This is a genomic window from Haloglomus litoreum (assembly GCF_029338515.1).
In the GTDB taxonomy this organism is placed as follows: Archaea; Halobacteriota; Halobacteria; order Halobacteriales; family Haloarculaceae; genus Haloglomus; species Haloglomus litoreum.
In genome coordinates, this window is sequence record NZ_CP119988.1 from 233,719 (window position 1) to 259,575 (window position 25,857).

The following is a 25,857-nucleotide window of genomic DNA, read 5'->3' on the forward strand; positions in this document are numbered from 1 at the left end:
TGTGACACCGTCACGCGCTGATTCCACCGTCGCCCGGCGCTGGATAAACACCCCGGTCAATTCGGGCAACAGCGATACCGGGTGGGAGACGCAAGTCCGGGGTGAGTGCGGATTCGTCGTCGTGGGCCCCGGCGCTGCCGTAGCCGACCCCGCTGGCCTTCGACCCCGCCGGCCCCCACCGCCATGGCGTGGTAGCCGGCGCCCGCCCGCTCGCCGCCGCATCGCTCTGACACTGTTTGGTTCTCTCTGGTAACGAATGGTTTCAGAACCCAATCTTTATATGTACTCGCGACGTAGGAGGGAGTACAATGGCAGACAGCAACTCTCCGTTCGGCATCGCGTTCGACGTACAGCGCAGTGCGATCCAGACCACGCAGGACGCCGTCCACACGGGCGTCAACATCCAGCGTGACATCAACGAGGCCCTCGTCGACTCCATCGAGCCGACGCGCGAGGTCTCCGAGAGCGGCGCCGACCTCGTCCGCTCGGGCGTGGAGGCCTACCTCGACGCCGTCGAGGCGGCCCTCCCGAGCGACCAGGACGTCTTCGGTGACCTCCGCGAGAGCATCGACGAGCAGCTCGACACCATCGCCGAGAACCGCGAGGAGGCCGCCGACCAGCTGGAGGAGAACCTCCGCGACGGCGCCGACTCCGTCGACGAGTTCCTCGCCGACTTCCTCGAGAACCTGGACGAGCAGGTCGACTCCCTGCTCGAGTCCAGCGAGGACCTCGAGGGCCAGACGGTCGACGCCCTGGAGGAGCTCCAGGACCAGATCGAGGAGCTCCAGGACGAGCTCGAGAGCCGCGGCGACGAGTTCGAGGAGCAGGTCGCCGAGCAGCTCGACGGCCTCTCCGAGAACTTCGAGGACGGCGCCGGCCAGCTGAGCGAGTCCATCGAGGACGCGACCCAGCAGCTCGAGGACGCCGCGGACGACCTCCAGCAGCAGGTCGACGAGGTCTCCGACGACATCCAGAGCCAGGTCGACGACGTCTCCGAGGACGTCAGCGCGTAAGCGCTCCGACACACGCTCCCACCCTTCCCCTTCCTCGACCGCCGGGCGCCTCGCCCGGCGTCGCTTCCACACCCCACAGCGGCCGCACCATCCGCGTGCCCAGCTGCTGAGCCGGGCGGCCGCCACGCCGCCTCCCGTTCATCGCTGCCAGCCGTGACCTTTCTGTCCCCGCCCCCGCAGGACCGGGTATGAGCGACGAGCGCGATCCGGAGGCCACCCTGGAGGAGTGGAAGGCGTCGATGCAGGACGAACACGAGCGGGCCATCGCCGAGCCCGACCCCGACGCCGACCACCACCTCTCCGGCGTCGTGCAGGTGAGCTACCGGGTCGGCTACGACTACGACCCCGACGAGGGGCTGGTCGTGGTCGAGGACGAGCAGGTCGACGAACGCGGCGAACCCGAACTGCTGGGCTGTTCCTGTGGCGTGCGCGGGATGACCCGCGAGGAGGCCCGCGAGCATCTCGCGGCCGCGCGGGGCGACGCCTGATTTCGGTGACCGTACTGGCCCCGACACCTATACTCTCGGTGGCTCTGGGTCCTGTATGAGCGCCGACGGTATCGACCCGCGCTACGACCACCAGGGGAACTACGCCGGCGACCTCCCGCCGGACTGGGACGCCCGGCGCCAGCGGGTCTACCGGCGCGACGACTACACCTGCCAGCGGTGCGACCACCGGAGCGGCCCGCATGCCCCCGGTGAGGGTCGGCGGCTCCACGCCCACCACCGCACCCCGCGCTCGGCGGGCGGGTCGAACGCGCTCGAGAACCTCGTCACGCTCTGCGAGCCGTGCCACAACGCCGTCCACGACCACGACATCACCCTGTCGATGGACACGGGGACGGGGACGACCGGCACCACCGGCACCACTGGTACCACCGGCACCACGGGGTCGGCGTCCGGGTCCGGGGGCGAGTTCATCGCGTACCTCGTCGCCGTCCTGCTGTCGATGCCGGTCGCTACGGTCGCCCTCATCGTGGTCGGGGGTGTCGCGGCGATGGCGGTCGGAGCGGCGGCGGCCCCGGCGATGAGCGTCGTCGCCCTCGTGGTCGCCGCCGTCGCGGCCGCGCGCTCCGACGGCTTCGGCGAGTTGACCGGTGGGACGCTCGGCCTCCGGGCACTGGTCGTGCCGGCCGCCCTCGCCGCCATCCCCGTCTACTCGGCGGTCACCGGCGTCAGGACCATGTACACCGTGTTCCTCACCGAGTGGGCGCTCCTCGCGCTCTACCTCCTGACGGGACCGGTCGCCCGCCAGTACGGGTGGCGCGGTGACTCCCGGGCCCGGGCGGCCTACGCCGCCGCGGTGGCGCTGGTGGGCGGGACCTTCGCGGTCGACGTGACGGGGGTGTTCAACGAGCACGTCTGGGCCGGGTTCGTCCCCCCGCTCGCGCCCGTGGAGGCCGCGCTCCGGACGGCCGCCGGGCAGGGAGTCGTCATCGGGGTCGTCACCGTGCTCTTCGCGGGCTACCTGCTCGCCGGTGGCGCGCTCGCGGGTTCCTTCCCCTCGGTGTCCGACCGGGCCGCCACCGACGGCAGCGGGCGCGACAGCCGTGATGACGCCCCGAGCGGGTCGAGCGAGCGGTCGGCACCGCCGTTCTACGGTGCCGACAGCGATGGTCGCGCCGCCGATGCCGCCGCCGCTGATGCCGACGACGCGGATGCCCCCGGCTTCGACAGGGGCTGACCGTCGGCCGTCCAGGGCGCGACGTCCCGCGGACCAGGGGCCGCCCCGACGCTTTTCGCCGCGGCCGCCGAACGGCCGCCCATGCCACTCGCCGACCATCTCAGCGGCATCGTCCACGAGGCAACCCAGGCCGAGGGCACGGGGTTCGACCTGACGGTCGACAGCATCCACGCGGTCACCGCGCCCGGTGCCATCGACTTCGGCGGCGGCGAACTCGAAGCCGCCGAGACGACGGCGCTGGACACGGTGAAGAACGAGCCCGACGACGACTACGGCTGGTGGACGCTCTCGCCCGGCACGTACCTCGTCACGTACAACGAGTCGCTGGACACCGACGAGCCGGTCGTCCTCCAGCCCCGCGACGAACTGGTCGAGCGGGGCGCCAGCCACCCGACGCTGCACGTCTCCGAGCTACCGCGGGTGCCGCTCTCCGTTCCCGAGGCGGGCCTCCACCTGAAGGAGAACGCGCGGGTGTCGACGCTGGTGGACGACGCATAGGCCGCCGCTCGATGGCGGATGTTGTAGATGCGGGCAGTTGTACTCGCCATATCTGGGCTCTCGTGCAGTGCTCGTCGTATTATGCCCTTGGGTGCGAATCACACGCCTATGATCTCCTAACGGGGTCGTCCCCACGGCGACGAGTCCCGGTCATGCCACGCCACGACTCGGCCCGCCGACCGACGCTGGCCGCGCTGGTCGCTGGCTCCGGGCCGGGTCCCGTCGCTCGTGGCGTCGCCGTCCTCGCCGTCTGTACGTTTCGCCGTCGCGCGGGCGACGCGGTCACGCTCGCGACGTACGACTGTGCGGCCTGACGCCGGGTCCGACGGGCGACGTCGTCCGGTGTCGCGCCGACCGTAACGACCACTTGCCCGGCCCTCCAGTCACCGCCAACAGTGCCCGAGATCCACGAACTCGACGCGGCGACGGTGGACCGCATCGCGGCCGGCGAGGTCGTCGAGCGCCCCGCCAGCGCGGTCAAGGAGCTGGTCGAGAACGCCATCGACGCCGACGCGACCCGCGTCGAGGTCGCGGTGGAGGCGGGCGGTAGCGAGGGCATCCGGGTCTCGGACGACGGCATCGGGATGACCCGCGAGGCGGTCGAGCGCGCCGTGCGCGAGCACACCACCTCGAAGATCCAGGACGTCTCGGACCTCGAATCCGGGGTGGGAACGCTCGGCTTCCGGGGCGAGGCGCTCCACGCCATCGGCGCCGTCTCGCGCCTGACCGTGCGGACGCGACCGCGGGGCGACCGCGACGACCTCCCCGACGACGCGGCCGAGACGGGCACCGAACTCGTCGTCGAGGGCGGCGAGGTCACGAGCGTCGAGCGCGTGGGCTGCCCGGAGGGCACGACCGTCGAGGTCGAGGACCTGTTCTACAACGTGCCCGCGCGCCGGAAGTACCTCAAGCGCGATGCCACCGAGTTCGCCCACGTCAACCGCGTCGTCGCGGGCTACGCGCTGGCGAACCCGGGCGTGGCGGTCTCGCTGACCCACGACGGCCGCGAGACGTTCGCGACGCCCGGGCAGGGGGACCTCCGGAGCGCGATGCTGGCGGTGTACGGCCGCGAGGTCGCCGAGGGCACGGTGCTCGTCGGCGGCGGGGGCGCGGACCCGTCGGTCGAGGCCGCACGCGTGGCCGCCCGCCCCGACGATACCCCGGCCGATGCCGACCCGGACGGCCCGCTCGACGGGGTCTGTGGCCTCGTCAGCGACCCCGAGACGACCCGCTCCGGTCGGGAGTACCTCAACGTCTACGTCAACGGCCGGTGGGTCACCGCCCGTGCGGTGCGTGAGGCCATCGTCGAGGCGTACGGCGGGCAGCTGGCGGGCGACCGCTACCCGTTCGCCGCGCTGTTCCTCTCGCTGCCGGCCGGCGAGGTGGACGTGAACGTCCACCCGCGCAAGCGCGAGGTCCGGTTCGCCGACGAGGAGGGTGTCCGCCGGCAGGTCAAGCGGGCCGTGCGCTCGGCGCTGCTGGAGGCGGGCCTGGTCCGGTCCTCGGCCCCGCGAGGCCGTTCCCAGCCCGAGCAGACCGAGATCTCGCCCGAGCGCGCGGTGAAGGAGTCGGACTCGCTGGCCGGGACGGGTGACGAGCCCCGGCGCGTCGACGACGGCCGCTGGCAGGCCGCCGAGGCGGACACGACGCCCGAGCCAGGGGTCGAGGAACCCGGTCCGGACGCCGCCGAGCGCGAGGCCCGGACCGACACGGACCCGGGTCGGTGGCGCGTCGCGGACAGCGACGGCATCGCGCCGACCGCCGCGCCCGACGTCGACGAGTCCGACGGCGGGACGACATCGGGCGACGCCGGGGACGCGACAGGGTCGGGGACGGCCGGTCCGGCGGCCGGCCCCGACGGCCGGACGGGGGGCGCGACGCCGGACACCGACCGGAGCGAGGAGGCCGCTGCCGGGGCACGGACCGCACCCGGCACCCGGCCCGCCTCCCCGGAGGGGAGCGCTTCGGGTGGAACGGCCCCCGAACGCGCCGACAGCGCCGACGGGGCCGACCCCCACCGGCGCTTCCGCGCCGGGGAGCAGCGCACCCTCGGGGGCGAGGCCGTCGACCGCTCGTTCGCCTTCGACCGGCTGCCCCGGATGCGGGTGCTCGGCCAGCTGTCGGGGACGTACCTCGCGGCCGAGACCGACGACGGGCTCGTCCTCGTCGACCAGCACGCGGCCGACGAGCGGGTCAACTACGAGGCACTCCGCGAGCAGTTCCTCGACGGCCCGGTCACGACCCAGACCCTGGCCGAACCGGTCTCCGTGCCGGTGACGAGCGAGGAGGCCGAACTCGTCCGGGAGCGTGGCGTGGCGCTGGAGCGGCTGGGCCTGTCGGTCGCGCTCGCGGACGGCGAGGACGGTCGGGCCGTTCGCGTCTCGGCGGTGCCGGCGGTCCTGGCCGAGGCGATGGACGCCGACCTCGTCCGTGACCTGCTCGCGGACCTCGCCGCGGGGAACCCGGACGCGACGGTCACCGAGCGCGTCGACGCGCTGCTGGGCGACATGGCCTGCTACCCCGCCATCAAGGGCAACGAGTCGCTCCGCGAGGGGACCGTCGTCTCGCTGCTGGAGGCGCTCGATGACTGCGAGAACCCGTACGCCTGCCCGCACGGGCGCCCGACCCTCGTCGAGTTCGACCTCGACGAGATCGAGGACCGCTTCGAGCGGGACTACCCCGGGCACTCGCACCGACGGGAGTAGGACGGGACTGGCTCGGTCTCTCCGTGTGGCGGAGTCTCCACACCGAAAGTTCCGTAACCCCGTGGAAAGCCCCTGCTCGCCCCGGCTTTAGGAGGTCGCTACGCACCGAGCCGGAACGGTGTGGACGCGACCTCGGCCGACCGATTTCCTGGCGGACTCGAAGGGCGAGCGCTCTCGGCGGCGCCCGGACGACGTAAGCACCGCAGCGGAACGAGCGAAGCGAGTGGAGCGAGGAGCGCAGCGAGGCCCGGCGCCCCGAGAGCGCGAGGGCTTCGTAGGCGTCCCTGTCGTCGTCGTCGAAGTCACCGTACCGTCGAATCCGACCAGAGACGGGTCCCAGCAACCACCCCGACTTAACCCGACGCCCCCCGAACACGGCGAGCATGACCGAACTCGTGGCGTTCGGGGAGACCGGACTCCGACTGTCCGCCACTCCGGGCGAGCGGCTCGAGACGGCCGACCGGCTCCGGGTGCGTGCGTCGGGCCCGGAGAGCAACGCGGCGGTGGCCGCGCGGCGTGTCGGCGTCGAGGCGACGTGGCTGTCGCGACTGCCCGACACCCCGCTGGGGAACCGCGTGGCCGACGAACTCCGCGGGTACGACCTCGACGTGGTCGTCGAGTGGGTCGAGGCGGGTGCCGAGGCCGACCGCGTCGGGCTGACCTTCGAGGAGCGCGCGGGCCCGCCCCGCGGGGACGCGGCCGTCACCGACCGGCTGGGTGCGGCGATGGCGGGCGTCTCGATGGACGACGTGCCGGTCGCGCGGGTCGAGGGCGCCGACGTGGCGTACACGACGGGCGCGACCCCGGCGCTCTCGCCGGGGGCGGCGACCGCGACGGCCCGGTACCTGAAGGCTGCCAGCGACGGCGGCGCGACCACCGCGCTGGACATCGCCTACCGGCCCGACCGCTGGGACGGCCCCGAGGCGGCCCGGGAGACGCTGACGGAGTTCTTCCCGGCCGTCGACGTGCTCCTGACGAGCGAGGCCGACGCCGCGACCGTCCTCGACGAGGACGGCCAGCCCGCGGCGGCGGCGAACGCGCTGGCCGCCGACCACGGCTTCGAGACGGTCGTCGTCCACGGGGCGCGTGGCGCGACCGCGCTCCACGGGTCGACGGTCCACGAGGTCGAGGCCGTCGAGGCCGAGACGCGCGACGACGCCGGGGCGGCCGACGCGTTCGCGGGCGCCTTCTGTGCGGAGCTGGCGGTCACCGACGACGTGGAGGTCGCGCTCCGGACGGGCGTCGCGACCGCGGCGCTCGCGCGCACCGTCGAGGGCAGTGTTCCGGCCGTCCGACGCGACGAGGTCGACCGCGTCGTGGCCGGGATGGACGACTGAACCCCCCGGCTCCCGTCCGGGCACCCGGCGGTCGCCACCCGGGGACCGGCTCCCCAGTCGGCCCTCGGACTCCACCCGACGGCCCTCGCCACCGACGGGTGTCCGCCTCCGCTCCGCCATCGGATTAACTGTCTGTTCAAATATACGATTCAGTAATGCAGTTCCGGTTTCGAGATAGAATACACTTCAATGGGCCTCTAATGGCCGCATAGCTGCATGACACGCGTTGTCAATAATGGCCAGCAAGCTTATACATCGGACGACGGAACGAACGGGGTGCCATGAACTGGAAAGCACTCGTGGTCGCGGTCACGCTGGTCGTCTCCGCCGCCGGGACGCCCGTGGCTGCAGCCACGGCCGCGAACACCGGGCAGCAGACGTCCGGGCAGGTACAGACCGGCACGTACGTCTCGTTCGAGGCGACGGACGACGCCGTCGTCGACTACACGGTCAACGGGAAGACGGTGGTCGACAGCATGAGCGTCCAGTCCACCTCCGAGGCCAAGTCCCAGTCCAGCGGCGGGCTCGGGCTCGGCGGTTCCGTCTTCGCCGGCGCGGGCCTGAGCGTGGCGAACACGTTCAGCGCCGACGCCAGCACGCAGGCCACCATCCAGGCCGAGAGCGGTGCCGAGATCGTCACGCACGACAACGACCGCGGGATCGTGGTCGTCACGTCCAACGGCGAGAGCCACGTCGCCCGCTTCAACGGGACCGACGACTCCGAGGCCGAGAAGGAATCCGAGAAGCGCGCCGTCATCACGAACGACGACGGCGCGACCGCGACGGTCATCGTCGTCGGTGACGGGAACGTGACCGTCTCGGACAGCGGCAACGTCACGGCGATGGCCGAGGAGGACGGCCGTGTCGTCTACCGCCAGTACGAGGGCGAGCGCTCGGACTCCGAGAAGCAGCAGGAGCGCATGATCGCCAACGGCACCGCGGTCGCCGAGGTCTACGTCCAGGCCGCCGGTGACGCTGCCAGCGAGGCCGGCGACGACGACAGCACGCCGACCGCGACCGACACGGCGACGGCCACGCCGACCGAGGCCCCCAGCGAGGAGGCCCGCGAGCGCAGCGCCGACGTCGTCCGGTACAGCGAGGACACCACGGTCGAGGTGACCGAGAACGCCGCCGGCACGTTCAACGCGACCGTCGAGCGGAGCCAGAGCGAGGGCAAGGTCGTCATCATGAGCGTCTCCGAGGCCGCCTTCGAGGGCGCGGAGAGCGCCGAGGACCTCGAGGTCTACGTCGACGGTGAGGCCGCGGCGCAGGCGGAGTCGTACTCCGCGCTGAAGGCCGCCACCAACGACGGCGACACCTCGAAGTACCTCGTCCGGTCGTCGTCCAGCGCGCAGGCCTCCTCGGACGTGGTCGTCGGCATCAACCACTTCTCCGAGCGACAGGTCTCGATGCAGTCCGACGGCGGTAGCGACGACGGCGGCTCCACCGAGAGCGGTGGCCAGCCCGGCTTCGGTGTCGGCATCGCGGTCGTCGCGCTCGTCGGCGCGGCCCTGCTCGCCCGCCGCCAGCGGTAGCACAGCCAACCGACCACGCGCGGGGTCCAGCTACCCGCGACCACACGCGGTTCGACTCGACTTCTCCCTTCTTCGCGCCGAACAGTGACGACACCGCCGTCGTCGACGACCGGCAGCCGGTGCGTGACTGCCACATTTATCCGGCATCCGCGCCGACGCTCCGATATGGACGTGAAGTCACGCCACCACCTCCGGGGTGACGAGATCGACGAGATCGTCGACCACATCGCGGACCGCCTCGGCGTCACCGTCGCGGGCGACTCCTGGGAGGACGTGGAGTTCGTCGACGACGACCGCCGGGTCGTCCTCGTCGACGGGGAGCCGGCGGTCGCCTTCTTCGACGGCGAGCCGTTCCTCACCGTGCAGGGGGCCAACCGCTTCGAGCCCGAGCGCCGCATCGTGACCGTCGACGCCGGCGCCGTCTCGTTCGTCTCCGACGGCGCGAACGTGATGCGCCCCGGTATCGTCGAGGCCGACGACGCCATCGCCCCCGGCGACCTCGTCGTCATCGCCGAGGAGACCCACGGGAAGGTGCTGGCGGTCGGCCGTGCGGACGCCCCGGGCGACGAGATGGTCGGCGACAGCGGGAAGGTGGTCGACTCGCTCCACCACGTCGGCGACGATCTCTTCGAGTTCTCCGTCTGAGGCGACTCACTCGGCGGCCCGCGCGGTCATCGCGCTCCCGGCGCCGGCGCCGAACGCCGCCAGCCCGATGACGGTCAGCGAGACGACGAACACCGTCCCGGCCGGGGCGTCGACGGCGCTCTGGAGGGTCACGGCGACGTAGGTCGTCACGCCGGCGAACGCGCCGCCCCAGCGGCCACCCCGCTCGAACAGCGGGAGCGCGTCGCGCTGGCCGTGGACCGCGACCCCGGCGGCGACCCACGCGACCGCGAGCGTCGACAGCAGGAACGGGTCGGTGACGAGGAACCGGTACGCGAGCGCGGTGACGGCGGCGCCGACCGCGAGGCCGACGAGCCAGGAGCGGAGGGCCATCGGGTCGTTGCTTCTCCGGCCCGCGACGTAGGTCCTGTGCCGACGATGGAATGCGCTTGGCTGCTCGCTCTGTGATGGTGACAGCCAGAACGGAACCGTGTAGAAAGCCCCCGCCCGCTCGACCGGCCGGGAGTCGCTGCGCTCCTCGCTCGCGTTGCTCGCTGCGGTGCTTACTTCCTCCGGGTCGGGTCGAGGCGGGCGGCCCCTTTCAGTCCCGCCCTGTGGCCTGCCGTACCGAGCGATGCGAGTGGTGGTTCCAGCGGAGTGTTGGTGTCCCCACACCTCCCCGCGCCAGCGGCGAGGTGTTCCGGCACGCTCGCTAGCGCTCGCGGCCTCCACAGCGTGGCCGCTGGCGCGCTTCCTAAGCTCGGAACCGGCCGGCCGACCCAGCTGCTCGGCTGGTGCGTGCCAGCCCCGTCAGTCGAACTGGCGCGTGCTGGCTGGCGACGACCGCCACCGCGAGCGGCCTCGTGCCGCGAGCACCAGCGGCGGTCGTCGACCGTCTCTAAGCGCGCGAGGTCCTCGTGAGCGAAGCGAACGAGGGCTCGGCAGAGCTTGCTCTGCCGGTGGCCGAAGCGCGCAGCGCAGCGAGCACTGCAGGCGGCTGGGGAGGTGAGAGGCCCACCACCCGACTGACGAATCCGCGGTCCTGGGGGACTCGAAGGGCGAGGCCGGTGCACCCGTCCCGGACCCGGCAAGCGTCGGGGGACTCCGTCCCCCGGGCCCGCGGCGAAGCCGCGGCCACCGCAGCGGAGCGAGGAGCGCAGCCGCCAGCTTCGCTGGCGCGAGGGAGCGAAGCGACCGAGCGGGTCCCGGACGGTGCAGCGGCCGAGGGCTTCGTAGGTGTCTCTATCGTCGTCAAAACTCCTGATAAATACTCTCTACGCAATACAAATATATTATAATGAAAATTTATGGTTAATAATTCAAATAAGTGATAAATAATCTGCAACGCCGTGCCGCCGAAACGCGTATGCGTGGCTCCCCACTACCGCCGACAACCGTGAGCAACGACGCGGACGACCGGTTACGGCTGGCGCTGCTGAACGCCTCGACCAGCGAGCGCGCCACCAGTCAGAACTTCCGGCGGGAGCTGGACGCCGACCTCGCCGAGTTCCAGGTCAACGACGGCCAGTTCCCGCGGGGCTACGACTTCGACGGGTTCGTCGTGACGGGCTCTGCGGTGTCGGTGTACTGGGACTCCGAGCAGGAGTGGGTCGAGCCCATCAGCGAGTGGATCCGCGAGGCCGTCGACCGTGGGCTGCCGGCACTGGGCATCTGCTTCGGCCACCAGTTGCTCGCGCACGCCCTCGGCGGCCGGGTGGAGGACATGGGCGAGTACGAACTCGGCTACCGGGAGGTGCGCCGGACCGACCGCGACGGCCCGGACGACGACGGCGACCCCCTGTTCGCGGGCCTCGACGAGGCGTTCCTCGTGTTCACCACGCACTCGGACACCGTCGCCGAGGTCCCGCCGGGCGCCGAGGTCATCGCGGAGAACGACTACGGCAACCACGGGTTCCGGCTCGGGCGGGTCGCCGGCGTGCAGGCCCACCCCGAGTACGACCAGGCGATGGCCGAGGCCGTCACGCTCACGAAGGACCTGCCCGAGGAGCGCATCCAGCGCGTGCTGGACGGCATCACGGACGAGAACTACGCCCGGGCGAGCGAGACCAAGCGCCTGTTCGACAACTTCACCGACTACGCGCGGCGGGTGCGGGCCGAGCGGGTCGCCGCGGACTGACACACCCGCACATCCCCTCTGTTTCCGGTCGAACCCATGGCTTATGCCGAGCGCGTCGGCAGCCGCGACCATGCCCTCTCGACGCTCGGTGCTCGCCGCGAGTGGGACGGCTGCCGCGACCGCACTCGCCGGCTGTTCGGCGCTCACCGGTCCGGAGGGGTCGGCTGCGAACGTCCGCGAGGACATGGACCTCCGCCCGGAGGCGGCGTCGCTCGTCGGGCGGACGACGGCCGAGTCGACCCGGTGCCCGCGCGGCGACGTCGAGGTGCGTAACCTGGCCTACGAGTTCGACACCGGCGACCTCCAGCTGGTGACGGTCGTGGAGGTCCGGCCCGGGGCGCGGGGGTGCGACGACAGCGACTGGGTCCACGAGGGGATCGACCTGCGCCAGGCGTGGCCCGGACTCGGACTCGAGACGAAGTCCGGCGTCGCCGGGGTCGAGACGAACGTGCGCTACGCGGACACCGACGACCCCGAGGTCCGGCTGCGGACCACCGGGGACTCCGAGACGGGTGAGTGGCGGGTCCGCCGCGCCTCCGACGACGGCGATGTCCCCGAACGCTACGCCTTCCGCTCGACGTACGTCGGCGCCGAGGTCGAGGCCGGGGACGAACTCGCCGCGGTCACCACGGAGGTGCCGTTCTCGACCGGCGGCCTGCTGGGCGGCGAGTCCGAGACGGTGACCCGGACCGGGACGCTCGTGTACGGTGAGCGGGAGGAGTGAGTCTGCGTCGCGGCTATCTCGTCTGGAGGTCCGTTGCATACCGCGCCGCAGGCGCGGTTTCACCGCTCCGAGCAGCGTGGCGGCTTCGCCGCCACGTGCGAACGGCGCACGGCGCCGTGAGCGCCGCAGGCGCGAGGAGCGGCCTTTTTTCTGAACGTTTTTTGGCGTCATCAGAACGCGGAGCGTTCTGATTGCCCGTGGAATCGCGGAGCGATTCCACGACGGCGAGTGGTGGCCGTAGGCCACCCGAGTCGCAAAAAAGCTCGTCGCAACCGCTATCCCCGCACCCCCACAACGCGGGGCCATGAGCATCACGGACGCCGACTGGCGGCTCATCCGCGAGGAGGTCGTCGCCGGGGCAGAGAGCTTCGCCCGCGACGAGATCGCCGCACGCACAGCGGCCGAGGAGGGGGTCGGGACGGTCCGGCTCTACCAGTGGCTCCCGTCCTGTCTCTCGCTCGGATACGGGCAGGACCCCGACACCGTCGACTGGGAGTTCTGCGAGCAGTGGGGCATCGACGTGGTCCGGCGGCCGACGGGCGGCGGTGGCATCTACCACGACACCCATGGCGACATCGCCTACTCCATCATCGCGCCGGCGGACGTGGTCCCGGGGAACCTGGAGGAGACGTACGACCTGTTCTGCGAGCCGCTGTTCGCGGCGTTCGAGGAGCTGGGCGTCCCGGCGTCGTTCGCCGACGAGCCCCGGGAGGCGCTGTACGAGCCCTCCTGTTACCTCCGGGACATCGACCCCGCGCACGACATCGTCGTCGACGGGAAGAAGCTCGCGGGCAACGCCCAGTACCGGACCCGGGACGCCGTGGTCCAGCACGGCTCCATCAGCTTCGAGGTGATGGCCCGGCAGCATCTCTCCTGTTTCGCCGACCCGCCGGTCGACGAGGCGACGTTCGAGGCGCGGGTGGCCGGGCTGAACGAGAGCGCGAACACCGAACGCGACACGCCGGTCGACTCCCAGCACGTCGGGATGATGGACAGCCTCAACCTCGAGCGTGACCGCGCGGTCCGGACCATCGAGGACAGCCTCGCGGCGTGGTGTGGCATCGAACGTGACGGGTTCGTCGACGACGACTGGACCGACGCCGAGCGCGAGGCCGCGGCCGACCTCGCCGACCGGAAGTACCGCAGCGAGGCCTGGACCCGGGACCGCGAGGACCCGACGGACGACTGAGGCGCGCGCCCGGTGACGGGGGCCGGTCCGAGCCCCCGTCAGTCGTCGCCGGTCCGCCAGACCGTGCCGTTGGCGCGGTAGCCGTCGAACTCGCCGCGTTCGATCTCGCGTTCGATCTCGTCGGCGGTCGCCTCGTCCACCCGGGCGAGGTGGCACAGCGGGTGCCCGGGGAGCGCGACCGGGTTCTCCAGCACGCCGACGAGCAGGCCCGTGAACGGCGCCTCGACGACCCGCTCCTCGCGGCCGAACTGGTCGCTCACCGTACAGATGGCCTCGCCCGCGCGCACGAGGGGGTAGGGACCCCAGTGCATATCGACGAGTCCCCCGTCGTCCGCGCGGAGCCACGCCTTCTCGCTGCTGGAGGCGGTCTGGAACCAGCCCGGCCACGAGACGGGTCCCGCCCGCATCCCGTACGCCCGCATCACGTTCTCGACACCCTCGAGGGCCTTCTCCACCAGAACGGGCTGGAAGCGATGGGCCTTCCCCATCTCCACGGTCACCGTGGGGATGCCGGCGTCGGTCGCGGCCTTCCGGAGCGAGCCGTCGTCGCCCGCGCCGGTGATGATGACGTTCGCGCCGAACGCCCGTGCGAGACCGTCGACGGCCGGGTTCGTCGTGTCCGCGCGGGTGTGGTACATCGTCGTCCGGTTGCGGGTCGAGGTGTGGAAGTCGAGACACAGGTCACAGCGCCCCACGAACGCGTCCCACAGCTCGCGGGCCATCCGCGAGGCGGTGTTCGCGCTGCCGCCCGGGAACGCGCGGTTCATGTCCAGGTCGTAGATGGGGATGTAGCGCTGCTGGGCCTGGAACCCGGGGACGTTGACGACGTGCAGCAGGACGAGCGTGCCGGCGACGTCGGCGGGCTCGTACCTCCGGGCGAGTTCCTGGCACACCTTCACGCCGTTGAGTTCGTCCCCGTGGATGGCCGCCGTACACAGGAGGCGCGGCCCCGGCTCCTCGCCGTTGATGACGGTGACCGGAACCGAGACGGGGTCACCGAGGTAGGTCTCGCTCACCTCGTAGCGGAACTGGCGCTTCTCGCCCGGGCGGACCTCGCCGTCGTACCGGAACGGGCGGGCCGTGTCGGGAACCGTGAACGGGCGGTGTGGGTCGCCGCCGTCACTCGCGTCCGTTCCGAGGGCACTCGCCCCCGGCGTCTCGTCGCTCCCGTCGGACTGGGTCATACGTCGCTGCCCGGCCGGCGCGGGGAAGTACCTGCCGTCGCGTGGGTAAAGCGATAAGTGGGGGTTGGCCGACCGTCCGGTGGATGCTGTACGTCGTCTGTGGCCTGCCGGGCGTCGGCAAGACGACCGTCTCGCGCCACCTCGCCGACCGGGAGGGGTACGACCTCCTCCGGTCGGACGTGGTCCGGGCCGACGTCGTCGAGGACCCCTCGTACACCGAGGCCGAGATCCGGCGGGTGTACGACGAACTGTTCGCCCGTGCACGCGAGCGCCTCGAGCGCGACGGCGGCGCCGTGCTGGACGCGACGTTCGGGCGCGAGGACTACCGCGAGCGGGCCGCGACCGTCGCCGGGGACTGCGGTGTCGATGTCCGGTTCGTGATGGTCGAGTGCGACCCCGCGGTCGTCCGCGAGCGCATCGCGGCCCGCGAGGACGACGCGAGCGACGCCGACTTCTCGGTCTACCGGGAGCACCGCGACGCGTTCGAGCCCCTCTCGCGTCCCCACGCCGTGGTCGACAACTCCGGCGGCCGCGAGGCCACCCGCGAGCAGGTGGACGAACTGGTCTGAGACCGGCGTCCGCTGGCTCTGCCCCGACACGAGTGGCACCCTGGCAACGTTCGCGCTCGCCCGACGCTTTATCAGACGGGCAGGGGTAGGGGGTGGTCATGGCTCAGGTCGAAATCGAGTACGCCGCCCCGCGCCGCCTCGGCGGCGAGGCCACCACGACCCGCCGGGTCCTCGCGGACTGGCTCGGCCAGCGACACGACGTCGAGGTCTCCTGTTCGCCCTCCACCGAGGACTGCTTCTGCGTCAGCGTCGACGGCGACCGCGTCTGGTGTACGGACCCGGCCGGTCGCATCGACCCGTTCGAGGCGGTTGCCGCGGTCCGGTCGCGGCTGGCGTAGCCCGGCGGACGCCCGGGTGTGCCGGCGCGGACGGTGCCCGGCGACGGGGCCCCGGATGAACGCCCGGCGACGCGCCGGGTGATTGATGCCGCTGGGCACAGACCTCGGTCCCATGCGACAGCCATGCCGCCGGTGGGACGGCCACGTCGCGCCGAGCGACCGAGCCCCGATACGCGACGGGGTGGAGGGCCGATGAGCGGCGACCGCGAGCGGCTCTCGGGGCCGGACAACGCCTGGCTCCAGATGGGACGCATCGAGAACCTGACCAACATCACGGGGATGCTCGTCTTCGAGGAGCGGGTCGCGTACGAGGAGCTGGTCGAGCGGCTCGACGAGCGGCTCCTGCGGTTCGACCGGTTCCGCCAGCGGGTCCACGGCGGCCACCGCCGGTTCCGCCGGCCGGAGTGGGAGTTCTCCCCCGGCCTCGACACCGAGACCCACGTCACCCACGTCGCGCTCCCCGAGCCACAGGACAAGGCGGCGCTGGAGCGGTTCGTCGGGGGGTTGATGAGCCGGCCGCTCGACGAGGACCGTCCGCTCTGGGAGGCGTACCTCGTCGAGGGTGTCGGCGACGGGAACGCCGTCGTCTTCCGCATCAACCACTCCGTCGCCGACGGCTTCGCCCTGCTCTCGGTGATGCTGGGCCTCGTCGACGACCCGAGTGCCGTGGAGTTCCCCTTCGACGGCATCGAGGCGGTCGTCGAGGCGGACGAGGGGACGGATGGCGGTGACGGTGCCGGCGGCCCCGGGGCGGCTACCGACACCGGTGCTGTCGGCGCCGACGGGGATGGCGACGGCCTCCTCGACCGCGCCCGGTCGGCGGTGGGTGCCGCGGGGACCGCCGCGCGCGCGGTCACCGTCGCGTACGACCTGCTGACCCGGCCGGACGAGCCGGAGACCTCGCTCCGTGGGGACCTGCAGACGGCCAAGCGGGCGGCCTGGACCGACGCCATCGACCTCGCCACGGTGAAGGCGCTCGGCCGGGAGCACGACGCCACCGTCAACGACGTGATGTTGGCGGCGACGGCGGGTGCGTTCCGTCGCCTGCTCGTCGAGCGCGGCGAGGAGGTCGCGGACCTGGAGCTCCGGAGCTCCGTGCCGGTGAACCTGAAGCCGATGAACGAGCGGTCGGAGTCGCTGGGCAACTACTTCGGCCTCATCTTCCTCCCCATCCCGGTCCACACCGCGGACTTCGGCGAGCGCATCGACATCGTCCACGAGCGGATGGACCGCGAGCGCGCGATGATCGAGGGCGTCCTGGTGTACCTCCTGTTCCAGTTCGTCGGCCGCGCCCCCGGGTTCGTCCAGGACTGGGTGCTCGAGCAGTTCGAGGACGCCGCTACCGGCGTCGTCACCAACGTCCCGGGGCCCGTGAACGCGCTCGAGTTCGCCGGCAGCGAGGTGTCGGACGTGCTGGTCTGGGCGCCCGAGGCGAACGACCAGGGCCTGTCGCTCTCCATCTTCAGCTACGCCGGGAGCATCCGGGTCGGCGTGGCCGCCGACGCCGGCCTCATCGACGAGCCGTCGAAGCTGGCCGACGCGCTCGAACGCGAACTCGAGGAGCGGGCCGCGGCGCTGGAGTAGGCGGGCCCTCCCCGTTGCTGTGATGGCCCCCGGATCACTGTGGAATCGGCGGCCTTCCGTTCCCGTCCGGGTCCCGAACGCGAGGCGTGCGTTACCGAAGGAACTCCCGGATGGCCGCCGAGGAGGTCGGCTGGAACCGGAGCCGGACGGTCGTGCCCGTCTCGTCGGCCGTCTCCACGGTCGCGCTCCCGTCGGACTCCTGCACGAGGTAGCGGACGACCCAGAGGCCGAGCCCCTTCGAGTGGGTCGTCTGCGTCTCACGGAACCCCTCCTCGAGGATCGTCCGCTCGAGGTCCGGCAGCCCGGCGCCCCGGTCGGTGACCCGGACCAGCGTGTCCGTCGTCCCCACCTGGCGCACCTCCAGCTCCGCGGCGTTCCCCCCGTGCTTGATGGCGTTGACGAGCAGTTCCCGGATGGCCTGGTTGATCTTCGGGTGGGCGTAGACGGATGCCTCGCCGGGGAGATCGACCTCGACGGTCGCGGTCGGATAGGTGTCTGTGACCTCTGCGACGACCTGCTCGACGATGGGAACGAGATCGACCGCCACCGGCTGGCTCTCCTCCAGCGAGACGTTGCGGAGCAGGTTGCTCTGCTGGCTCAGGTGGATCAGCTCCGTGGTCTGCTGTTCGATGGTCGCTAGCGACCCACCCTTGTCGGCCTGGAGGGCCTCGGCGTGCCCGGCGATGACGTTGCACTTGTTCCGGAGGTTGTGGCGCAGGAGGCGGTGGAGGAGGTGGGCCTGCTGGATGCGGTCCTCGAGGTCCGCGGTGGCCGCCGACAGCTTCCGCTGGTTGTAGCACGATAGGCCGTAGATCAGCGCCCCCGACGCGACGACGAACGCCGTCCCCTTCACGACCGCCAGCTGCGCTCGGGTTACCTCGGCCCCGGCCAGCGCGACCACGAGTTGGTCCGAGAGGAGGACCCACGCGACGCCGAACACGCAGTAGATACCCGTGATCTGGAGGGGAGATAGGCGGTGCTCGTACGGGGACCGTTCCATACCCAATAACCCGGTCGCTTCCGCGGATAATATTGTCGCCCACCGTCGTGAGTGGAGGCCGTCGTCCGGGAGTCGGCTACGGGTTCGGGAGGGGTGGCCACGCCGTCGCCACGGTCTCCTCGATCAGCCGGGTCTGTGCACGCCGCAGCCGCTCCGAGACCGAGGCAGCCGTGATGTCGAGTTCGGCTGCGACCGCCTCCAGCGACGCCCCTCGCGGGATGTCGAAGTACCCCAACTCGTACGCCGTCCGGAGCGCCTCGTGTTGGTGGTCGGTCAGCCCGTCGCCGGGGGGTTCGGATTCGCCGTCCCGGGTGAGGCGGTTCAGCCGGAAGCCGGCGTTGTCCCGCCAGAACGATGCGAAGGCTCCGAACGCGTCCCGGTCGGCGAACCAGCCGGTCTGTCGCCACCCGGTGGACGTGACCTCGATCCGCTCGATGATGGCGTCGGCCGTGGCGAGCGCCTCGAGGTCGTCGAGGTCGTCGAGGTGGTCCCCGAGCTGCTCCGCCATGCTGAGGGCGGGGTCGGCCTTGTACCGACGGGTGTCGCCTGCCTCGCCCACCAGCGTCCACTCGCCGACGTCGTAGGCGTCGGTCAGGGCGGCCTCGATGGCTCCACGGGACCCGTCCGTCGCCGTCAACAGGAAGAGCGGCCGCGGTCCATGGTTGAACTGCAGCTCGAGCACCAGGGTCGCTCCGGGTACGGCCGCCGCGACCGTGGTCAGTGGGAGCGCCTCGCAGTCGATGTCGAACTCCGCGACCAGCCCCATGATCGTCCGTCTGCCCCGGAGCAAAAGGGCGTACCGGAACGACGGAACGGGATGCTCCCACTTCAATGGCCTAACCACTGAGAGAACGGCCTACCCGGCTCCCCCTCTGATCCGGAGTGTATGCAGTCGACCAGGTCCCCCGACGGTAGCGACATCGTCTACGAACGACACGGCGACGGCCAGCCGCTGATCCTCCTCCACGGGGGCATGGCCCCCCGCGAGTACTGGCTGCCGGTGATCCCGGAGCTCGAGGAGTACGCCGCCATCGTCCCCCAGCGCCCGGGATTCGGGACGTGTCTCGACGACATCGACGGGACCGGCCCCGACGAGGTGCTGGACCGCGAGACCGAGTACGTCCGTGAACTGGCCGCGGCCGTCGACGGCGCCCCCGTCCTGTTCGGCCACTCGTTCGGCGCGCTCACCGCCGTCGAGTCCGCGACCGTCGCGGACGTCGACGCGGCCATCGCGTACGAGCCCGCCGTCCTCCCGGCGGCGTACCGCGAGACGGCCGACCTCGCCGCCCGGATGCAGGCACTGCTGGACGAGGGCGAGCGCCGCGAGGCGGTGAAGCGATACGTCGAGCAGGTCCTCCACCCGGACGGCGTCGACGACCTCGACGCGTGGCTGGCCGAGTGGCCCGTCTGGCCGGACTGTGTGGACCTCGCCGAGGAGGTCGTCCGGATGAACCGGGCCGTCGAGCGGTACCGTCTCCCCGACCGACTCGACGTCGAGGCCCCCGTGCTCGTCATGTCGGGGACTGACGGCCCGGACTTCCTCCGCGAGAGCGCCCGCGCCGTCCACGACGCGCTGCCGCACAGCCGCTTCGTCGAGTTCGACGGCATCAGCCACAGCGGTCCGGCCGAGGCCCCCGCACGCGTCACCGCCGAGGTCGACGCCTTCCTCGACGGCTAGACGCCAGCGCCCGTCCGCGAGCCACGTGGCGCTCCCCGCTGTTTTTCGCTCGCCGATACACGCCGCTTCGGAGTCCGTCTGCTCGCAGAAGAGCGGCCAGCGAGGGAATCCTACAGTCCGAGGAAGCCGAGGACGGCGAGCGCCCAGCAGAACACGAGGCCCAGCAGTGCGAGAGCTGTCTGGTGGAGGCGCCCGGTCAGTGACCAGTACCGGTACCGCCACGCGAGGGCGGCCCCGAGCGTCGTCCCGGCCGTGAGGGCGACGACGACGTAGGGGAGTCCCAGGACGATCTGCACGGGGAGCGGCCGCGTGAGGAGGGTACGCGTCCCGCCGCCCACGACGAGCAGGAACGAGAGGACGAAGCCGAGTGCGGTGAGGCTTAGTCCGGCACCGGCCGCGCGAGCGAGCCACCGGGGGCTGGTGAGCCGGCGCGACCCCCGGGTAGGAGCGGTCGAGTGACGGTCGTGCGATCGGTCCGTCATTCGGCACCCTCCGTCCCGTCGTCGGCTGCGTCGCGCCGTCGGTGCCAGTACCGTCGTGCAGCGCTCGCTCCCCGGCCGGTGAGCGAGAGGGCGAACCCGGCGAGGGGGGCCCCGGCGATGGCGCCGACGACGGACCGTCGCCGATGGGCCGGGACCGGCTCGAAGACGCCCGTCGGCTCGCTGTTCACGTTCAGTGCCGCGACTTCCCCATCCGAGACCTCGAAGGCGAGGACGTCGTGGCCGTCGACCGCCTCGTAGACGTACGGCTCCGTCTCGACCCACCGACGCACGTCGCCGCCGAGGGTCCGCGTCCGGAGGCGGCCACCGTTCGCGGGTTCGACCGTGAGATGCGCAAGCACGTCGGCGACGTGGAGCGCCCCGCGATCCGGCAGGTACGAGGGGCTGTACTCGCCGGCGACCGTCTCGGCACGGCCACGGTGCCCCGGTTCGGTGGTGGGGATCGGGGTTTCGCCCGGAGGCTGGAGGTCGAACTCGGCGACGATCTCGTCGACGAGCGCTGCGGGTCGCTCGTCGCCGTTCGCGTTGTAGTTCACGAAGATCCCGATGTCGTGGTCGGGGCTCAGGACGAGGTGGCTCGTGAAGTCGAGCGTGGCCCCAGAGTGGCCGATGAGGTCACCGTCCGGGTGTCCGTACTCGTGGAACCCGTACCGCCAGTTGGTGACCGCGGGATGTCGGACGTGCTGTGTCGCGTGCATCGCCTCGGCCGTCGCCGACGCCAGAATCTGCGTCCCATCGACGGCCCCCGCTCCGAGGTGAGCGCGCATGAACGTCGCCATGTCGCTGGCCGTCGCCCGCATCGACCCCGCGGGGCGCATGTTGATGAACACCTCGTCGGTGGGCTCGAACTCTCCTCCCGTCCGGGTGTGTCCCCGCCCGAGCGTCCCGTGCTGATCGCCCGGGCCCGGTGGTGTGAACGTGCTGTGTGGCATCCCGAGCGGCTCGAAGATGGCCTCCTGGACGTACTCCTCGAAGGTGGTTCCGTTGACCTCGGCGACGACGTGGCCGGCCAGTGCCGCGCCGTAGTTGGAGTAGCCGACCAGTTCACCCGGGGGACGGACCCGGGTGGGCTCTGCCCGTGCGAGGACCGTCTCCAGCGGGGCGATTGCGTCCCGGCTGGTGGCGAGGTCGGGGTCGAGGGTGGACTCGAACCCGGCGGTGTGCGTGCCGAGGTGGCGGAGCGTCACCGGGTCGTCGTACCCGCCCGGAACCGTGACGGCCGAGTCGGTGAGGTAGGTGGTGACGTCCGCGTCGAGGTCGAGAACGCCTCGCTCGACCCCCTGCACGACGGCGGTCCAGGTCACCAGTTTCCCGACCGAGCCGACGCGGAACGCCGTCCGGTCGGCATGGACCGGGGCGTCGGTGTCGACATCCGCCGACCCGTATCCCTTCACGAGCACGGGCCGGTCGCCACGGACCACCGCGACGCTCGCGCCCGGCGTCACCGACCCGAGGCGCTCGCGCACCCGGTCGTCGACGAACGCCTCGAGCGCGTCCGGGTCGCCGAACGGTGACGCGTGGGTCGCCGTGCCGTCCTGGTGAACCGTGCTGGCTGCTGTCGTCCCGGCGGGCCGTCCTGCACCGACGAGGCCCACGGCGCCGACGGCACCGATGGCCGCGAGGAACCCGCGCCGGGTGGCACTCGCCGTCCCGCGTCTCCTGGATGGAGGGCAGTCAGGCGTCATCAGTCGGAGGTGGTGGGGGTGGATGTCTCGCTCGAGCGGGCTGGCCCGTCGGCCTGACGCCACCGGAGCCAGCCGAAGAGGAGGACGTACCCGGTGGCGATCGAGCCAAACAGCGGGAGTCCGCGGGCGGGGCTCCAGAGGCCCGTCGCCGTGACCTCGACCGCAAGCAGGCTCGGGACCCCGGCGAGTCCCTCCGTGCCGATGCCGAAGACGTTCAGGAGCGAGTAGTTCACACCGAGGTGCAGTCCCATCGGCAGCGCCAGTTCTCCGGTCCGGAGGTAGGCGACGCCGAGCAGGCCACCGAGCAGGCCCGTCTTCGCGACGACGAGGCCGGGGTTCGCGCCTGCCGCGAGCGCACCGGGCAGGTGGATGGCGGCGAACGCCAGGGTGCTGGCGAGCAGTGCCCCGGCCGCCGCGACGCGGGGGTTCACTCCCCGTTCGGAGAGTCCCTCGATCGTGTTCGTGACGAACGCGCCCCGGTAGATGAACTCCTCGTAGAGGGCGACCCCAACGAAGGCGACGAGGAACGCCAGCAGCCAGCCCGGCGAGGTGCCACCGAGGGAGAGACTGCCGGTCACCCGCAGCCCACCAGTCTGCTGGCCGACGACGAACGTCAGGGCGACGACGAGGGACCCGATGACGGTCCCTCCGACGAGGTCGAGCCACCAGTCACGCGACAGGTTGAACCCGTACGCCCGTACCGGCCGACGGTCGAGGTACCGTGCCGAGAGTCCGAGCGCGAGCAGCATCACGAGCGTCGTCGCGACGAACGACGCGACCATCATCTGTCCGGTGTTCAGCCCCAGTGCGAACGCCGTGGCTCCCGCCAGCTGCAGCGTGATGAACCCCGCGAGGACCGGCACGAGGACGCGCCAGACGGCACGCACGCGACCGTCCGTGCGCCCCCGGACGACCCTCCCGAACCACGTGCGGAGGGGGTTACGCATCCGTCACCTCCGCAGTCCCGGACGGCCCCGGAACCACGTCGATCGCCGTGACGAGGCCGAAGAACCACCGGCGGACGTTCTCGACCACGAGTCCGGCCTCACGGACCGTCGTCAGCGGCTCGTGGTCCAGCCGGCAGCCGGCCTTCTCGTAGTGGGAGTCGGCGCGGCGGTCCTGCAGCCAGGCCAGCGGTGCAACGTCGCTCCGGCTGTGTTCGAGCAGGAGGATCTGTCCATCCGGTCTGCAGACCCGCTCCATCTCGCGCAGTGCCGCGGCCGGATCCGGGAACGTGCAGGTGGAGAACGAGGAGACGACGGTGTCGAACCGGTCGTCCTCGAACGCCAGCCGCTGGGCGTCCATCTGCCGGACGGTTCCCGACACCGGGCGGCGGGCGAGTTCCTCGCGGGCGTGGGTCAGCATCGCCTCGCTGACGTCGATTCCCACCACCTCGGACGTATCCTGCAGGGAGCGGAAGTTCTGTCCGGTCCCGCACGCGACGTCCAGAACGCGACCCTCCGCGCTCGAGAACTGTCGCCGGCGGTAGCGACCGGCGACCAGCCGGTCGAGCCACTGCCATCGGGCCAGTCCGTCGGCCACCTCCGCGTACGCGTCGGCGATCTCATCTGCCGACATCGGCCGTGGTCGGTTCGAGGGGTCGATACTCCCGCCGCTGTTCGTCCGTCGCCGTCGGTCGCTGGAACGGTCTCGCTGGGTCGATTGCATGGGTCGATTGCGAGTGGGTATCGCCCCGCCGAACCGGATAAAGTTATCGAATATTTGATAATTTATCGAGCGCGTTTCAAAATCTGGATTGAGCTGAATGCGTACGCTCTGGATCCTTCGAGCGTCTCTCGGCGCGTTCGAACCGGAATCGGCGATCTCGGCTCAACGGCGATTTTGCAACTCTGCTGTCAGGAACGCGATGGCCGTCCGTCGTCACGGCGCACGCGCTCGGTCCGCTCCACCGTCGCTGTCGCGTCGAGGTGAAGGTGCACGGCGTCGTCCCCGTGGCGCAACACGACCTCGTACTGGTCGGGGTCGGTGGCCACCTGCTCGGAGGTCCAGCGGCCGTCCCGGAGGTACTCGTGGAACTCCCAGGCCCCCTTCGCGGTCACGTCGACGCCGCGGTCCCAGTAGAACGCCATCGCCGCGGGGTGGTAGACGGCGCTGTAGGTCAGGGGGCTGTTGTACTTTCGGAGGCACGTCTCGCAGGTGCTCGTCACGAGGAGGGGGTCGGCGTCCGGGAGCGGGCTGTCGGGGAGCGCGCGCACCGCGACCGAGAGTACGGCGCCACACTCCGGGCACAGGCCGCGCCGGAGCTTCCGGTAGGTCTCGGCACTCTCGCGCTTGACGCTCCGGAGCAACGCCTCCGTGTCCCGGGTCCGGACCTGCGCGGGGGTGATCGGCTGTCCCGCGACCGGTCGTTCGCACGCGGTACAGTCGATGCGGAAGAACTGCTGGGAGAGCCGCGCTTCGAGCGCCGCCTCGCCACAGAGGGCACAGACGCCCGTCACCGGCTCCGGGTCGAACGGCTCAGGCGGCTCGTAGTTCCGTGACAGGATGAACCGGACGATCTGCTCCCCGGCGTGGGAGAGGGAGTACCCTGCCTCACCCTTGCGGAGGTAGGTTCCGGTGAGTTCACCCAGGTGGTAGGAGAGTTTCGAGGTGTTCTCCACCTCGACGTGATCGTAGATCTCCGAGAAGGCGAGTTCGGCCGGCCCCGACCCCACCTGCTCGAGTTCGTACTGTGCGACCGCGACGGCCCGGAGGATCTCGACGCGCGTGGCATCCGAGAGCAGGCCGAAGACGTCCGTGGCCGAGTAGTCCCCTGTCATCGTTCCCCGGCTGTTCGAGTTCCGGGTCGCTATTGAAACCACGGTGGCGTTGTCGGCCATCCCGAATCGTCGGAGGAAGCAGTCCGCCCTCCCCGATTTGAACGGGGGACAAGTCGATCTACAGTCGACTGCTCTACCAGTCTGAGCTAAGGGCGGGCACGCGAAAGTGGGCCGGTCGCGGACTTAATCGTTATCATCCCATGAGGGCATGGGGCGTGGACACACGCTGTCCGACAGTGGTCGCGTCGACAGTGCGTCGACACGTCCGACTCCGCCGGCAGACGGGCGTCAGACGCACGCGAAGGTTGATGTACCGTGACACACAACGTCGGACAACGTGAGCAAGATAACGTTCCGGGCCGACGACGACCTCGTGGCCCAGCTGGAGGAGTTCGACGCCTCCAAGAGCGAGGTCATGCGCGAGGCGCTCCGCGAGTACCTCGGGGAGCCGACCGGGACGTCCGTCGACACGTCCGACGCCGCCCAGGCGGCCGACGCGGGGACGCTCGACGAACTGGTCGCCGAGCGCGTCGACGCCATCATCGCCGACCGCTTGGAGGGGTATCGGCCGCCCGCCGAGAGCCAGGATATCAACGTAAACATCTCGCTCGACGGCGAATCCGGAGCGAACGCGTCGGCCGAGGGGGTCGACCGTAAGACGCCCACCGAGGAGCCCGCAAACGAGCCCGAATCGGGGGAGAAGCAGTGTGCCCAGTGTGGCGAGAACCTGACGCAGGACCACGTTTACTGCCCGAACTGTGGTGAGAAGGCGAGCCACCGCGTGTTCTGTGAGTGCGGCGACGAGCTCCGCTCTGACTGGGCGTTCTGCCCATCCTGCGGCCGTCGGACGACCGCCGCCGACGTGTTGGACAGTCCGTAAACAGCGGATAAACGCGTTCTGACGGGGTTCTTCGGGACAATGATCGCTCTCTCCGGACCTAAATCGGCCGTCGATGACCGCCCGTGTCTGCCAGCTCGACGCGGTTCGCCGGCGCTCGATGCCGCTGTAAACGCCGTAATCGGGCGTCCCGGGCGGGTTTACGCGGTTGTGGGACGTCCGTCATACGTTCGAGGAAAGGTTTAAGTGATAGCCGTCAATGCATACTTCTGCGTAA

Annotated in this window: 26 protein-coding genes and 1 tRNA gene; 17 read left to right on the plus strand and 10 right to left on the minus strand. The window is 71.0% G+C overall.

Annotated elements, in window-relative coordinates; genetic code table 11:
* Nucleotides 1-308 precede the first annotated feature (308 nt).
* The 9 genes from P2T62_RS01075 (at nt 309) to P2T62_RS01115 (ending at nt 9,416) form a co-directional block, all read left to right on the plus strand.
* Nucleotides 309-1,013 (plus strand): hypothetical protein, encoded by a 705-nt coding sequence (locus P2T62_RS01075; RefSeq protein WP_276259642.1) that lies wholly within the window; start codon nt 309-311, stop codon nt 1,011-1,013.
* A 188-nt stretch (nt 1,014-1,201) separates the two neighbouring features.
* Complete coding sequence (locus tag P2T62_RS01080; protein WP_276259643.1) at nt 1,202-1,501, plus strand: hypothetical protein; 300 nt, start codon at nt 1,202-1,204, stop codon at nt 1,499-1,501.
* Between the two features lie 55 nt (nt 1,502-1,556).
* Nucleotides 1,557-2,696 carry an HNH endonuclease gene (locus tag P2T62_RS01085; protein WP_276259644.1) on the plus strand — a complete coding sequence of 380 codons (1,140 nt, stop codon included), beginning with the start codon at nt 1,557-1,559 and terminating at the stop codon, nt 2,694-2,696.
* A gap of 81 nt (nt 2,697-2,777) precedes the next feature.
* Nucleotides 2,778-3,194, plus strand: coding sequence for a dCTP deaminase/dUTPase family protein (locus P2T62_RS01090; protein WP_276259645.1), 417 nt, complete (start codon nt 2,778-2,780; stop codon nt 3,192-3,194).
* A 152-nt stretch (nt 3,195-3,346) separates the two neighbouring features.
* Nucleotides 3,347-3,508 carry a hypothetical protein gene (locus tag P2T62_RS01095; protein ID WP_276259646.1) on the plus strand — a complete coding sequence of 54 codons (162 nt, stop codon included), beginning with the start codon at nt 3,347-3,349 and terminating at the stop codon, nt 3,506-3,508.
* 81 nt (nt 3,509-3,589) lie between these two features.
* Complete coding sequence (mutL, locus tag P2T62_RS01100) at nt 3,590-5,899, plus strand: DNA mismatch repair endonuclease MutL (RefSeq protein ID WP_276259647.1); 2,310 nt, start codon at nt 3,590-3,592, stop codon at nt 5,897-5,899.
* Between the two features lie 383 nt (nt 5,900-6,282).
* The gene (locus P2T62_RS01105) at nt 6,283-7,236 is read left to right on the plus strand and encodes a PfkB family carbohydrate kinase (protein WP_276259648.1); all 954 of its coding nucleotides are present in this window, start codon (nt 6,283-6,285) and stop codon (nt 7,234-7,236) included.
* A gap of 281 nt (nt 7,237-7,517) precedes the next feature.
* The gene (locus tag P2T62_RS01110) at nt 7,518-8,771 is read left to right on the plus strand and encodes a PGF-CTERM sorting domain-containing protein (RefSeq protein ID WP_276259649.1); all 1,254 of its coding nucleotides are present in this window, start codon (nt 7,518-7,520) and stop codon (nt 8,769-8,771) included.
* A gap of 165 nt (nt 8,772-8,936) precedes the next feature.
* Nucleotides 8,937-9,416, plus strand: a complete 480-nt coding sequence (locus P2T62_RS01115; protein ID WP_276259650.1) for an RNA-binding protein — start codon at nt 8,937-8,939, stop codon at nt 9,414-9,416.
* A 6-nt stretch (nt 9,417-9,422) separates the two neighbouring features.
* Here the strand turns inward: P2T62_RS01115 and P2T62_RS01120 are convergent, their stop codons facing one another.
* The gene (locus P2T62_RS01120) at nt 9,423-9,767 is read right to left on the minus strand and encodes a hypothetical protein (RefSeq protein ID WP_276259651.1); all 345 of its coding nucleotides are present in this window, start codon (nt 9,765-9,767) and stop codon (nt 9,423-9,425) included.
* A gap of 1,003 nt (nt 9,768-10,770) precedes the next feature.
* Here P2T62_RS01120 and P2T62_RS01125 point away from each other — a divergent pair.
* The 3 genes from P2T62_RS01125 (at nt 10,771) to P2T62_RS01135 (ending at nt 13,424) form a co-directional block, all read left to right on the plus strand.
* Nucleotides 10,771-11,511, plus strand: a complete 741-nt coding sequence (locus P2T62_RS01125; RefSeq protein WP_276259652.1) for a type 1 glutamine amidotransferase — start codon at nt 10,771-10,773, stop codon at nt 11,509-11,511.
* A 70-nt stretch (nt 11,512-11,581) separates the two neighbouring features.
* Nucleotides 11,582-12,235 carry a hypothetical protein gene (locus P2T62_RS01130; RefSeq protein WP_276259653.1) on the plus strand — a complete coding sequence of 218 codons (654 nt, stop codon included), beginning with the start codon at nt 11,582-11,584 and terminating at the stop codon, nt 12,233-12,235.
* Nucleotides 12,236-12,539: 304 nt separating this feature from the next.
* Nucleotides 12,540-13,424: a lipoate--protein ligase family protein gene (locus P2T62_RS01135; protein ID WP_276259654.1), complete on the plus strand. Its 885-nt coding sequence runs from the start codon at nt 12,540-12,542 to the stop codon at nt 13,422-13,424.
* A gap of 38 nt (nt 13,425-13,462) precedes the next feature.
* Here the strand turns inward: P2T62_RS01135 and P2T62_RS01140 are convergent, their stop codons facing one another.
* Complete coding sequence (locus P2T62_RS01140) at nt 13,463-14,608, minus strand: succinylglutamate desuccinylase/aspartoacylase family protein (RefSeq protein ID WP_276259655.1); 1,146 nt, start codon at nt 14,606-14,608, stop codon at nt 13,463-13,465.
* Between the two features lie 83 nt (nt 14,609-14,691).
* Here P2T62_RS01140 and P2T62_RS01145 point away from each other — a divergent pair, with 83 nt between their 5' ends.
* The 3 genes from P2T62_RS01145 to P2T62_RS01155 all read left to right on the plus strand — a co-directional run bounded on the left by P2T62_RS01145 (nt 14,692) and on the right by P2T62_RS01155 (nt 17,099).
* Complete coding sequence (locus P2T62_RS01145; RefSeq protein ID WP_276259656.1) at nt 14,692-15,177, plus strand: P-loop nucleotide/nucleoside kinase family protein; 486 nt, start codon at nt 14,692-14,694, stop codon at nt 15,175-15,177.
* Between the two features lie 98 nt (nt 15,178-15,275).
* Nucleotides 15,276-15,515, plus strand: a complete 240-nt coding sequence (locus P2T62_RS01150) for a hypothetical protein (protein WP_276259657.1) — start codon at nt 15,276-15,278, stop codon at nt 15,513-15,515.
* Nucleotides 15,516-15,707: 192 nt separating this feature from the next.
* Nucleotides 15,708-17,099, plus strand: a complete 1,392-nt coding sequence (locus tag P2T62_RS01155) for a wax ester/triacylglycerol synthase family O-acyltransferase (protein ID WP_276259658.1) — start codon at nt 15,708-15,710, stop codon at nt 17,097-17,099.
* 91 nt (nt 17,100-17,190) lie between these two features.
* Here the strand turns inward: P2T62_RS01155 and P2T62_RS01160 are convergent, their stop codons facing one another.
* Both P2T62_RS01160 and P2T62_RS01165 read right to left on the minus strand, forming a co-directional pair.
* Complete coding sequence (locus P2T62_RS01160; protein ID WP_276259659.1) at nt 17,191-18,099, minus strand: sensor histidine kinase; 909 nt, start codon at nt 18,097-18,099, stop codon at nt 17,191-17,193.
* 76 nt (nt 18,100-18,175) lie between these two features.
* Nucleotides 18,176-18,865: a helix-turn-helix domain-containing protein gene (locus tag P2T62_RS01165; RefSeq protein ID WP_276259660.1), complete on the minus strand. Its 690-nt coding sequence runs from the start codon at nt 18,863-18,865 to the stop codon at nt 18,176-18,178.
* Between the two features lie 120 nt (nt 18,866-18,985).
* Between P2T62_RS01165 and P2T62_RS01170 the strand changes: the two genes are divergently transcribed.
* Nucleotides 18,986-19,777, plus strand: coding sequence for an alpha/beta fold hydrolase (locus P2T62_RS01170; protein WP_276259661.1), 792 nt, complete (start codon nt 18,986-18,988; stop codon nt 19,775-19,777).
* Between the two features lie 110 nt (nt 19,778-19,887).
* Here P2T62_RS01170 and P2T62_RS01175 read toward each other — a convergent pair whose 3' ends face one another.
* The 6 genes from P2T62_RS01175 to P2T62_RS01200 form a co-directional block, all read right to left on the minus strand.
* The gene (locus P2T62_RS01175; RefSeq protein ID WP_276259662.1) at nt 19,888-20,259 is read right to left on the minus strand and encodes a hypothetical protein; all 372 of its coding nucleotides are present in this window, start codon (nt 20,257-20,259) and stop codon (nt 19,888-19,890) included.
* Nucleotides 20,256-21,962: a serine hydrolase domain-containing protein gene (locus P2T62_RS01180; protein WP_276259663.1), complete on the minus strand. Its 1,707-nt coding sequence runs from the start codon at nt 21,960-21,962 to the stop codon at nt 20,256-20,258. The genes P2T62_RS01175 and P2T62_RS01180 overlap by 4 nt, the downstream gene beginning before the upstream one ends.
* Entirely contained in the window at nt 21,962-22,909 is a 948-nt protein-coding gene (locus P2T62_RS01185; RefSeq protein ID WP_276259664.1) for a CPBP family intramembrane glutamic endopeptidase, read from the minus strand. The genes P2T62_RS01180 and P2T62_RS01185 overlap by 1 nt, the downstream gene beginning before the upstream one ends.
* On the minus strand, nt 22,902-23,540 hold the full coding sequence (locus P2T62_RS01190) for a class I SAM-dependent methyltransferase (protein WP_276259665.1): 639 nt from the start codon (nt 23,538-23,540) through the stop codon (nt 22,902-22,904). The genes P2T62_RS01185 and P2T62_RS01190 overlap by 8 nt, the downstream gene beginning before the upstream one ends.
* A 278-nt stretch (nt 23,541-23,818) precedes the next feature.
* On the minus strand, nt 23,819-24,742 hold the full coding sequence (locus P2T62_RS01195; RefSeq protein ID WP_276259666.1) for a DUF7351 domain-containing protein: 924 nt from the start codon (nt 24,740-24,742) through the stop codon (nt 23,819-23,821).
* A gap of 82 nt (nt 24,743-24,824) precedes the next feature.
* Nucleotides 24,825-24,898 (minus strand) — tRNA-Tyr (locus P2T62_RS01200).
* Nucleotides 24,899-25,079: 181 nt separating this feature from the next.
* Here P2T62_RS01200 and P2T62_RS01205 point away from each other — a divergent pair.
* The gene (locus tag P2T62_RS01205) at nt 25,080-25,622 is read left to right on the plus strand and encodes a double zinc ribbon domain-containing protein (protein WP_276259667.1); all 543 of its coding nucleotides are present in this window, start codon (nt 25,080-25,082) and stop codon (nt 25,620-25,622) included.
* Nucleotides 25,623-25,857 lie beyond the last annotated feature (235 nt).

Excerpts from the sequence above, each read along its gene's own strand:
- P2T62_RS01080 (WP_276259643.1), top strand. The coding sequence starts at position 1,202 with ATGAGCGACGAGCGCGATCCGGAGGCCACCCTGGAGGAGTGGAAGGCG.
- P2T62_RS01130 (WP_276259653.1), top strand. The coding sequence starts at position 11,582 with ATGCCCTCTCGACGCTCGGTGCTCGCCGCGAGTGGGACGGCTGCCGCG.
- P2T62_RS01175 (WP_276259662.1), bottom strand. The coding sequence starts at position 20,259 with ATGACGGACCGATCGCACGACCGTCACTCGACCGCTCCTACCCGGGGG.
- P2T62_RS01150 (WP_276259657.1), top strand. The coding sequence starts at position 15,276 with ATGGCTCAGGTCGAAATCGAGTACGCCGCCCCGCGCCGCCTCGGCGGC.
- P2T62_RS01155 (WP_276259658.1), top strand. The coding sequence starts at position 15,708 with ATGAGCGGCGACCGCGAGCGGCTCTCGGGGCCGGACAACGCCTGGCTC.
- P2T62_RS01145 (WP_276259656.1), top strand. The coding sequence starts at position 14,692 with ATGCTGTACGTCGTCTGTGGCCTGCCGGGCGTCGGCAAGACGACCGTC.
- P2T62_RS01105 (WP_276259648.1), top strand. The coding sequence starts at position 6,283 with ATGACCGAACTCGTGGCGTTCGGGGAGACCGGACTCCGACTGTCCGCC.
- P2T62_RS01195 (WP_276259666.1), bottom strand. The coding sequence starts at position 24,742 with ATGACAGGGGACTACTCGGCCACGGACGTCTTCGGCCTGCTCTCGGAT.
- P2T62_RS01135 (WP_276259654.1), top strand. The coding sequence starts at position 12,540 with ATGAGCATCACGGACGCCGACTGGCGGCTCATCCGCGAGGAGGTCGTC.
- P2T62_RS01075 (WP_276259642.1), top strand. The coding sequence starts at position 309 with ATGGCAGACAGCAACTCTCCGTTCGGCATCGCGTTCGACGTACAGCGC.
- P2T62_RS01185 (WP_276259664.1), bottom strand. The coding sequence starts at position 22,909 with ATGCGTAACCCCCTCCGCACGTGGTTCGGGAGGGTCGTCCGGGGGCGC.
- P2T62_RS01095 (WP_276259646.1), top strand. The coding sequence starts at position 3,347 with ATGCCACGCCACGACTCGGCCCGCCGACCGACGCTGGCCGCGCTGGTC.
- P2T62_RS01170 (WP_276259661.1), top strand. The coding sequence starts at position 18,986 with ATGCAGTCGACCAGGTCCCCCGACGGTAGCGACATCGTCTACGAACGA.
- P2T62_RS01110 (WP_276259649.1), top strand. The coding sequence starts at position 7,518 with ATGAACTGGAAAGCACTCGTGGTCGCGGTCACGCTGGTCGTCTCCGCC.
- P2T62_RS01165 (WP_276259660.1), bottom strand. The coding sequence starts at position 18,865 with ATGGGGCTGGTCGCGGAGTTCGACATCGACTGCGAGGCGCTCCCACTG.
- P2T62_RS01180 (WP_276259663.1), bottom strand. The coding sequence starts at position 21,962 with ATGACGCCTGACTGCCCTCCATCCAGGAGACGCGGGACGGCGAGTGCC.
- P2T62_RS01085 (WP_276259644.1), top strand. The coding sequence starts at position 1,557 with ATGAGCGCCGACGGTATCGACCCGCGCTACGACCACCAGGGGAACTAC.
- P2T62_RS01140 (WP_276259655.1), bottom strand. The coding sequence starts at position 14,608 with ATGACCCAGTCCGACGGGAGCGACGAGACGCCGGGGGCGAGTGCCCTC.
- P2T62_RS01190 (WP_276259665.1), bottom strand. The coding sequence starts at position 23,540 with ATGTCGGCAGATGAGATCGCCGACGCGTACGCGGAGGTGGCCGACGGA.
- P2T62_RS01090 (WP_276259645.1), top strand. The coding sequence starts at position 2,778 with ATGCCACTCGCCGACCATCTCAGCGGCATCGTCCACGAGGCAACCCAG.
- P2T62_RS01120 (WP_276259651.1), bottom strand. The coding sequence starts at position 9,767 with ATGGCCCTCCGCTCCTGGCTCGTCGGCCTCGCGGTCGGCGCCGCCGTC.
- P2T62_RS01160 (WP_276259659.1), bottom strand. The coding sequence starts at position 18,099 with ATGGAACGGTCCCCGTACGAGCACCGCCTATCTCCCCTCCAGATCACG.
- P2T62_RS01115 (WP_276259650.1), top strand. The coding sequence starts at position 8,937 with ATGGACGTGAAGTCACGCCACCACCTCCGGGGTGACGAGATCGACGAG.